9 protein-coding genes and 1 pseudogene are annotated in these 8,132 nt (G+C 72.9%); 8 read left to right on the plus strand and 2 right to left on the minus strand.

All coding sequences use genetic code 11. From position 1 onward, the window contains the following. Nucleotides 1-117 precede the first annotated feature (117 nt). A complete protein-coding gene (locus OJ962_RS14160) occupies nucleotides 118-1,083 on the minus strand; it encodes a LacI family DNA-binding transcriptional regulator (protein WP_202955330.1) in 966 nt (321 codons plus the stop codon). A gap of 31 nt (nucleotides 1,084-1,114) precedes the next feature. Between OJ962_RS14160 and OJ962_RS14165 the strand changes: the two genes are divergently transcribed. The 7 genes from OJ962_RS14165 (at nucleotide 1,115) to OJ962_RS14195 (ending at nucleotide 6,402) form a co-directional block, all read left to right on the plus strand. Beyond that, entirely contained in the window at nucleotides 1,115-2,713 is a 1,599-nt protein-coding gene (locus OJ962_RS14165; protein WP_202955331.1) for a GMC family oxidoreductase, read from the plus strand. 2 nt (nucleotides 2,714-2,715) lie between these two features. Then, nucleotides 2,716-3,135, plus strand: coding sequence for a gluconate 2-dehydrogenase subunit 3 family protein (locus tag OJ962_RS14170; RefSeq protein WP_202955332.1), 420 nt, complete (start codon nucleotides 2,716-2,718; stop codon nucleotides 3,133-3,135). A gap of 9 nt (nucleotides 3,136-3,144) precedes the next feature. Next, on the plus strand, nucleotides 3,145-3,456 hold the full coding sequence (locus tag OJ962_RS14175; RefSeq protein ID WP_202955333.1) for a Dabb family protein: 312 nt from the start codon (nucleotides 3,145-3,147) through the stop codon (nucleotides 3,454-3,456). 42 nt (nucleotides 3,457-3,498) lie between these two features. Beyond that, nucleotides 3,499-3,852 carry a hypothetical protein gene (locus tag OJ962_RS14180; RefSeq protein WP_202955334.1) on the plus strand — a complete coding sequence of 118 codons (354 nt, stop codon included), beginning with the start codon at nucleotides 3,499-3,501 and terminating at the stop codon, nucleotides 3,850-3,852. Nucleotides 3,853-3,905: 53 nt separating this feature from the next. Then, nucleotides 3,906-4,622, plus strand: a complete 717-nt coding sequence (locus tag OJ962_RS14185) for a DUF4241 domain-containing protein (protein WP_202955335.1) — start codon at nucleotides 3,906-3,908, stop codon at nucleotides 4,620-4,622. 98 nt (nucleotides 4,623-4,720) lie between these two features. Further along, the gene (locus OJ962_RS14190) at nucleotides 4,721-5,884 is read left to right on the plus strand and encodes a calcium-binding protein (protein WP_202955336.1); all 1,164 of its coding nucleotides are present in this window, start codon (nucleotides 4,721-4,723) and stop codon (nucleotides 5,882-5,884) included. A gap of 2 nt (nucleotides 5,885-5,886) precedes the next feature. Beyond that, nucleotides 5,887-6,402, plus strand: a complete 516-nt coding sequence (locus tag OJ962_RS14195; protein WP_202955337.1) for a hypothetical protein — start codon at nucleotides 5,887-5,889, stop codon at nucleotides 6,400-6,402. Here the strand turns inward: OJ962_RS14195 and OJ962_RS14200 are convergent. Further along, nucleotides 6,395-7,393, minus strand: coding sequence for a helix-turn-helix transcriptional regulator (locus tag OJ962_RS14200; RefSeq protein WP_238931822.1), 999 nt, complete (start codon nucleotides 7,391-7,393; stop codon nucleotides 6,395-6,397). The genes OJ962_RS14195 and OJ962_RS14200 overlap by 8 nt on opposite strands. Here OJ962_RS14200 and OJ962_RS14205 point away from each other — a divergent pair. Next, a pseudogene (locus OJ962_RS14205) lies at nucleotides 7,392-8,132 on the plus strand (hypothetical protein); the annotation flags it as partial. The gene OJ962_RS14200 and the pseudogene OJ962_RS14205 overlap by 2 nt on opposite strands.

Raw genomic sequence — 8,132 nt, forward strand, 5'->3', positions numbered from 1 at the left:
CCAGTGCCTCGGGCCGCACGCGACAGTGATGCGTGCCTCTGGCACGTGAGCGTCGTGGGTGGCGCGAGGTGCCGCGGATGTGCCGCAGCAGGTGTGCCGGGATGCTCCCACGTGCCCCTAGCGGGTGGTGTTGCGGATCGCGAGCGCGTGCGGGAGCACGACGTCCTGCGCGCCGTTCTCGAGCACTGCCTGCGCCGCACGGCGGCCCATCTCGTGCAGCGGGACGGAGACCGTCGTCAGGCCGACGAAGTGCGCGGGGCGCAGATCGTCGATGCCGGCGACGGACACGTCCTCGGGCACCTTGACCCCGGCGTCGCGCAGGCGCGTGAGCACGCCGATCGCGACCTCGTCGTTGGCGGCGACGATCGCGTCGGGGAGCGTCCCGCTCGCGAGCAGCTGATTGGCCGCCGCGCAGCCGTCCTCGTAGGCGAAGCCGCCCGGAATCGTGTCGGTGCCGCCGGCGCGCAGGAAGCCGTTGCGGCGCTGGGCGCTCGTGTGCAGGCCCGCGGGGCCCTCGACGAACGTGATGCGATCGTGCCCGCGGTCGCGCAGGTGCGCCGTGATGTCGTGCGCGGCGGCTTCGTTGTCGAACAGGATCGTGGGCGCCTCGAAGTCACGTTGGGCGAGCGCGAGCACCACCGAGCCGCGGTTGCGCGCGTCCTCGACGGCCGTCGCGAGCGCCTCGGCGCTCGGGTCGTCCACGCGCCCGCTGCCCGCGAAGACGATCCCCGCCGCGTGGTAGTCGCGCAGCTGTCGCAGGTGGCCGAGCTCCGCCTCGCTGCCGAGCTCGGCGCTGCAGACCATCGTCAGGTAGCCGAGCTCCGCGCCGACGGCCTCAACGCCGCGCGCGATCTCGGCGAAGTAGGGATCGACGATGTCGCCGACGATCACGCCGATGATGCGCGAGCTGCGGGTGACCAGCGCGCGGGCGAGCGCGGAAGGCGCGTACCCGAGCTCCTCGGCGGCTTTCAGCACGCGCCGCCGTGTAGCTTCGGAGACCGGATGCGCGGAGCCGTTGAGGACGCGCGAGCACGTGGCGATGGACACGCCCGCGTGACGGCTGATGTCGCTGAGCGACGCCACGGTAGGACACGTTACGGAGGAGAGTGCGGGAATGGAGCATGACGTCCTGATCATCGGCGCCGGACCGACCGGCGCGATCGCCGCCAAGCGGCTCGCCGAGGACGGGTTCCGGGTGTTGGTGCTGGAGCAGGGCGACTGGCCCGACTACTCCAAGGCGACGGTCCACCGCGAGGACTTCCCGCTCACCGCGGGGCGCGACTGGGGCTGGGATCCGAACCTGCGTCAGGCGCCCGGTGACTACCCGATCAACGACACCGAGTCCGACATCACGGCACTGATGTGGAACGGCGTCGGCGGCGGGACGGTCGTCTACGCGGCGCAGTGGCAGCGCAACATGCCGTCGGACTTCCGGGTGAAGACGCTGGACGGCGTCGCCGACGACTGGCCGATGACCTACGAGGACCTCGAGCCCTACTACGTGCGGGTGGAGCGCGACTTCGGGATCAGCGGGTTGGCGAACGACACCGCGTTCCCGCCGGGCGAGGGGCCGCCGCTCCCGCCTGTGCCGCTCGGGCCCGCGGGACGTCGGGTGGCGAAGGCGCACAACGAGCTCGGCTGGCACTGGTGGCCGGCGCCGCTGGCGATCGCGACGCGCAAGTACGGCGGGCTGAACCCGTGCCAGCAGGTCGGCACGTGCCTGCAGGCGTGCGCCTACGGCGCCAAGGGCACGGCGGACCTCACGCACTGGCCGCGGTGCCTGGAGCTGGGCGTGGAGCTGCGCACGCGGGCGACGGTGCGCGAGCTGATCGTGCGGCCGGACGGGCTGGTCGGCGGCGCGCTCTACGTGGACGCCGAAGGCAACGAGCACGAGGCGCGGGCCGACGTGGTGATCCTCGCCGCCAACGGCGTCGGGACGCCGCGGCTGCTGCTCAACTCGGGCGGCGGGGACGGGCTCGCCAACTCGTCCGGGATGGTCGGCAAGCGGCTGATGATGCACCCCTTCGGGACGGTCGTCGGCGTCTTCGACGAGGACTTCCGCGCGTGGCAGGGCCCGTGGGGCCAGTTCATCCACTCGCTCGAGTTCTACGAGACGGACGAGTCGCGCGGGTTCGTGCGCGGCGCCAAGTGGGGGCTGCAGCCGACGGGCGGGCCGTTCTCGATGACGAGCGCGTACCCGTGGGGCGCCGAGAACGAGATCTGGGGGCCCGGCTTCCAGGACGCGGTGCGCGGCCGGCTCGGGCACTCGACCATGTGGGGCATCATCGCCGAGGACCTGCCGGAGGAGTCCAACCGCGTCGTGCTGGACCCGGTCAACACGGACGAGTTCGGCGTGCCGGGCGCGAAGATCGAGTACCGGCTGAGCGAGAACTCCAAGCGGCTGGTGGAGTTCCACCAGGCCCGAGCGCAGGAGTCCCTGATCGCGGCGGGCGCGTACGAGACCGTCGTGGCGCCGTTCATCCGCGCGACGGGCTGGCACCTGCTCGGAACGACCGTGATGGGCGACGATCCGGCGACGACCGTCGTGGACGCCACGGGCCGCTGCCACGACGTCCCGAACCTGTACGTGTTCGACGGGTCCGTGTGGCCGACGTCCGCCGGCATGAACCCGACGGCGACGATCGCGGCGCTCGCGCTGCGCTTCACCGAGCAGTTGATCGCGTCCCGGCGAGAGCAGAAAGTGGCGGCCTGAGCATGGCTCTGACGGATTCCCAGCGCGCGGCCCTCGACGGCATCGCGGACGTGCTGATCCCCGCGGGCGGCGGCATGCCGAGCGCCAGCGAGGCGGGCGTGTCCGGCCAGTACCTGGATGAGGTGCTCACCTCGCTGCCCGACCTGAGGGACGCGCTGGAGACCACGCTGGCGTCCGTGGACGGGCTCTCGCCGGAGGAGGCGATCGCGGTCCTGCGCCAGGACCCGGCGGGCTGGGGCGTGCTGACGGCGGTCGTCCCGGGCGCCTACTTCGTGAACCCAGCGATCCGCGAGGCGATCGGATACCCCGGCCTTGAGCGGCGCCCGATCGACGAGACCGCCCCACCCGACTACAACCAGGACGGCCTGCTCGACAGCGTGATCGCGCGGGGTCCCGTCTATCGGCCGACGCCGACTGATTGACTGCCGCCCATGCCCATCCTGACTGAAGGCCGCATCCGACACGGCGTGGTGTTCACCCTCAAGCACGCCGAAGGCTCCCCCGAGGAAGCCGACTTCCTGAAGGCCAACGCCGAGCTCGCCTCGATCCCCGGCGTGGAGGCCTTCGAGCTCATGCGCGAGGTCAGCCCCAAGAACCCGTACCGGTTCGCGCTGACCATGGAGTTCGCCGACCGCGCGACCTACGACGCCTACAGCGCCCACCCGGACCACGAGTCCTTCGTCAACGAGCGCTGGGTCAACGAGGTCGCCGACTTCATGGAGATCGACTCCGAAGCGCTCTAAGCCGCGGTTTGGACCGGGGCAGGTGAGGAGACTCGCCTGCCCATGGTTGTCGCTGCGGCGCTGCTGTCCTTCGCGTTGGGCCTCGCGGCGTGCGCCAGGATGTTCCGCCGCGCGACGAGGGATCTGCGCCGCAGACGCCCGGGTGCGGCGTTCACCTGGCGCACGTGGCAGCGCGCCGATCCGGTCGGCGGAGTCTTCGCCCCCGTGGTCGCGGTCGGCTCGCTCGTCGCCGCGACGGTCGGGTTCTACGGCGGGATGTTCGGCTTCGTGGCGCCGGGCTGGCTGCGGGCCGCGCTGCTCGGGTTCCTTGCCGGCTTCTGCTTGCCGGCGTTCCTGTTCGGGGTGCACCTGAAGCTCAAGGACCTTCGGTCCGGCTCGCGCCCGACGAGCAGCTGATCAACGTCCGGCTCGCCGTGGGTGCGCGGCGCGCGAGTAGCCTTCGGGCGACCGTGGGACTGCTCGACAAGCTCCGCAGACGCCGCCCACCGCCGCCCGAGGAGCAGGACGAGCCGTCGGCCGCGGCGACGCCGGAGCAGCTGCACGCCCTGTTCGGCCGTCCCGACGGGACGGCGATCGTCGATGACGGGCGGTCGCTCACGCTCGAGCAGCTCAAGGTCGGGGAACTGGCCTTCCCGACGGGCCGGGTGGCGTTCTGCGACCCGCTGGTCGGGGACGGGAGCCTCTTCGTGACGGTCCCGCCGAACGCGGCCGGCCGCGCGAGCGCGCTCGCGGTCCGGCTCGCGCCCGACCACGTACGCGTCGCGGCGCTCGCCCTCGAACTGGACCCGAGCCCCGTCTCGGCATGGCGGATGCACGTTCCGGAGGGGGTGACGATCGAACCGGGCTCGATCTACGGGTTCGGCGTCGACGCGGGCGTGGCGTGCTTCGCCGACCCGACCGCGATCGAGGCGCTGCACGCACGGCAGGCGGCCTACTACGACCAGCCCGGACCGCTTTCCGGACCGGAGCCGGTGGTGGACGATATGTACGGCGGCGAGCAGGCGTTGGACGTCCTCCTCTACGAGGCCGAACCGGGCCTGCGGCTGGCGATCAGCCAGTCGGGCTGGGGCGACGGCCTCTACGCCACGTACCTGGGCACGGACGCCGAGGGCCGGCTCGTCCGCCTCATGATCTCGTTCGATCTCCTGAGCGCCGATCACCGCTGACGCGCGGCCCTGCGCGCGGGACATCGTCCCGGTATGGCGGGACGGGTGAGGTCGTCTTCAAGGGCGACATGCAGCACTCACCCAAGGAGAACCTTCTGATGTTCAAGCATCGACAGCACCTGCTGCTCGGCGTGCTGGCGGCGGCCACTTTGACGGCCGCGCCGGCGCAGGCGCAGGTACCCAGCGCGACCGTCACGGCGAGCGACGCCGTCGGCATGCGCTACGTCGGCACCGACGCGGACAACAACGTGCGCATCACGCTCACGAACAGCCGCTTCACGATCGACGACGTCGTGCCGGTCACCGCCGGCATCGGCTGCAACGCCGTGGCCGGTGATCCGACGCAGGCCACGTGCTTCGCGCCCAAGGTCGGCGTGAAGTTCAAGGGCTTCGTGGCCTCGGCCGGAGCCGGCAACGACACGGTGGTCAACGCGACGTCCACGGCGACGGTCGAGGGTGCGCCCATGCAGGCCAACGGCTCGGTCGGCAACGACGTGTTGGTCGGCGACTCCAAGACCGACGACGTGCTGTCCGGGTCCACTGGCGACGACGAGTTGCGCGACGCGGGCGGCCGGAACGAGCTGACCGGCAGCAGCGGCAACGACAAGCTGGTCGGCGGCTTCGGCCTCGACGAACTCGTCGGCGGCCCGGACAACGACGTCCTCGACGGTGCCCTGAACTCCGACAAGCTGTTCGGCGGCAGCGGCAACGATCAGCTCCAGGGCGGCGGCAGCGACGACCAGCTCGACGGCGGCCTGGGCGCGGACACGATCGACGGCGGTCAAACCGGGATCGCCGTCGGCGAACGGCATGACGTGGTGATCTACTCGAGCCGGACCACGCCGGTGCACGTGAACCTCAAGCGCACCGACGCCACCCAGGGCACGCCGGCCAACCCGGCGCTCGGCGTGCCGGCCGAGGGCGACACGATCGTCGACGTCGAGGACGTCAGCAGCGGCAACGGCAAGGACCTGCTGATCGGCAACGAGTTCGACAACAACCTCTCCGGGGCGGGCGGCGACGACGTGCTGTCCGGCGATCGCGGGATGGACCGCCTGCTCGGCGGTGACGACAACGACAGCATCTTCCCGTCGCCCGCGCCGTCGATCCAGGTGCCGTTCGGTGCCGTGCGCGACTTCGTGTCGGACATCATCGACTGCGGCGGGCTGAGCGCCGGCGACGGTGACCCGGGCGACCAGGCGTTCCGCGTCGTCCTCGACCAGGACTTCGCCAACGACTGCGCGACCGTGATCCTCCAGTAGCCATGGGCCGCCGATTCCACCCCCGCCCGCGTCGGCTGCTGACGGGCCTGGCGGCCGCCGCGGCGGGCGCCGCGCTCGTCGCCTCCCCGGGCGGCGCCGCCACCGGCAAGACCGAGACGCTGCGCCTGTTCGAGAAGACGCGCTCGATCCAGCTCACCAAGGCCGACGGTCGCGTGCTCGACCAGCTGCCGATCGCCGAGCCGCAGCCCGGCGACGTGCTCGACGCGGTGTTCGACCTCCACCCGGGTGACCACGCCAAGCACGGCAAGACGCGGCTCGGCAGCGACCACCTGCGCTGCGAGTTCGTCGCGGGCGGGCCGCCCAAGTGCGTCAGCCACGCCACGATCGGGCGCTCGATGCTCGTCGTGGAGGGCACGCCGCCGCGCATCACGCTCGGCACGGGCCGTTACGCGGGCGCGACGGGCCGGGTGATCTCCGCCAAGGAGGTCAAGCAGGCGCCGCCGTCCGAGCTCGCGCACAACGACATCGACGTCGTGGCGAAGGTCACGCTCAAGTAGCGGGTTCCGGCTCGCCGTCGCGCTCGGCCAGCGCGGCGGCGAGCTCGGCGCGTCCCGGGACGCCGAGCTTGCGGTAGGTGCGGCTGAGGTGGGTCTCGACCGTCGCCATGGTGACGAACAGCTCCTGGGCGATCTCGCGGTTCGTGCGCCCGCGGCCCGCCAGCTCGGCGACCCGCCGCTCGCTGGGCGTGAGCGCGTCGTGACCGCTGAGGGCACGCCGTCGCGGCCGTGCGCCCGACGCGCGCAACTCCTCCGTGGCCTGCGTCGCGAGCACCTCCGCGCCGCACGCGTGCGCCTCGTCGAGCGCGCGGGCAAGCAGCTCCCGCGCAGCCCGCCGCTCCCCCACACGCCGCAGCGCCGCGCCCAGCTCGCAGCGCACCCGCGCGCGGTCCAGCCGCCACGGGCCGTCGGCGAGCCGCTGCTCGGCGCTCGTCAGCCCGGCGATCGTCTCGTCCGGATCGTTCGCGGCCAACGCGAGCGCCCGCTCGGCGCGCGCGATCGAGCGGGCCGTGGCCCACACGCGCGCGAGCTCGAGCTCCGCGCGGGCGAGCTCCCGCGCCTCGGCACGCTCCCCGCGCGCCACGAGCGCGACGGCGAGGCTCGAGCGCCAGGGCGGACTCGGCCGTCGCAGCCCCCAGCGGGCGTGCCGGCGGCCGAGCTCGCGGAAGTCGGCGACCGCTTTGTCCACCCGGCGGGCCAGCAGGTGTGCGCTGGCGCGCGCGTGCAGCAGCGGGTTGAACACCATCTGCTCCGGCAACTCGCCGTCGAGACCGGCGTCGGCGAGCAGGGCTTCGGCCCGCTCGAACGCGCCGGCCTCGGCGTGCGCGATGACGGCGAACCCGACGATGCCGGCGATCACGGGCCGCGCGTCCTCCGTGCCCAGCCCGACGTCCTCGCGGATCTGCCCGGCTTGGTCGAAGTCCGAGATCGCGCCGCGCAGGTCGCCGACGTCGAGGGCCCGCCATCCCGCGCGCGGTGATCGCGTACGCATGCCGCATGGGCGACCCCTCGGCCTGTGCGGTCGCGACGAGCTCGCGCGCGAACGCCCCGGCCGCTTCCGGCGCGTCGGCGTGCAGCAGCATCGCCGCGTCGCCGATGCCGGAGGCAGGGAACGCCCACGGCCGCTCGGCGAGCAGCGCGATCGCCTGCTGGGTCGTCCGGACCAGGTCGGCGGCCGTGGGACCGGGCCGTTCGCTGGCCGACGTGGCGAGCACGGCGCGCTCGCCGAGCGTCGCGCCGCTCAACGGCGCCGCGACCGCGTGGATGCGGCCGCGCAGCTCGCCCTCCGTCGCCAGGTCGTAGCGGGCCACCATCGCGAGCAGCGCCTCCAGCTTGAGCCACGATTCGCGCAGCTCCGGGTCGTCGCGGATCTCGTCGATCACCGTCAGCGCGGTGCGCACGGCTTCGGTGGTGCGGCCGCCGTTGAAGTCCGCGACCGTGAGCTGCAGCGCGACCTCGGCGCGCGTCGCGGGCTCGCGGGTGGCGTCCAGCGCGGCCCGCAGATGCTCGGCGGCGCGCTCGTCGAACGCGGCCAGCTCCGCGTCCCCGAGCTCGCGCAGCAGCGCGGGCCGGACCTCCGGATCGGGCGGTTCCTCGAGCGCGCGGCGCAGCAGCGTCGCGGCGTGTGTGGGCACGCCCTGCGCGAGGCGCGGTCGTGTTACGACCAGCTGGCGGGCCGCGTGGGGGTCGCGCTGGCGGACTCGTTGGTCGCACGCGGTGCCCTTGTCGCG

The organism is Solirubrobacter deserti (assembly GCF_027587175.1).
Lineage (GTDB): Bacteria > Actinomycetota > Thermoleophilia > Solirubrobacterales > Solirubrobacteraceae > Solirubrobacter > Solirubrobacter deserti.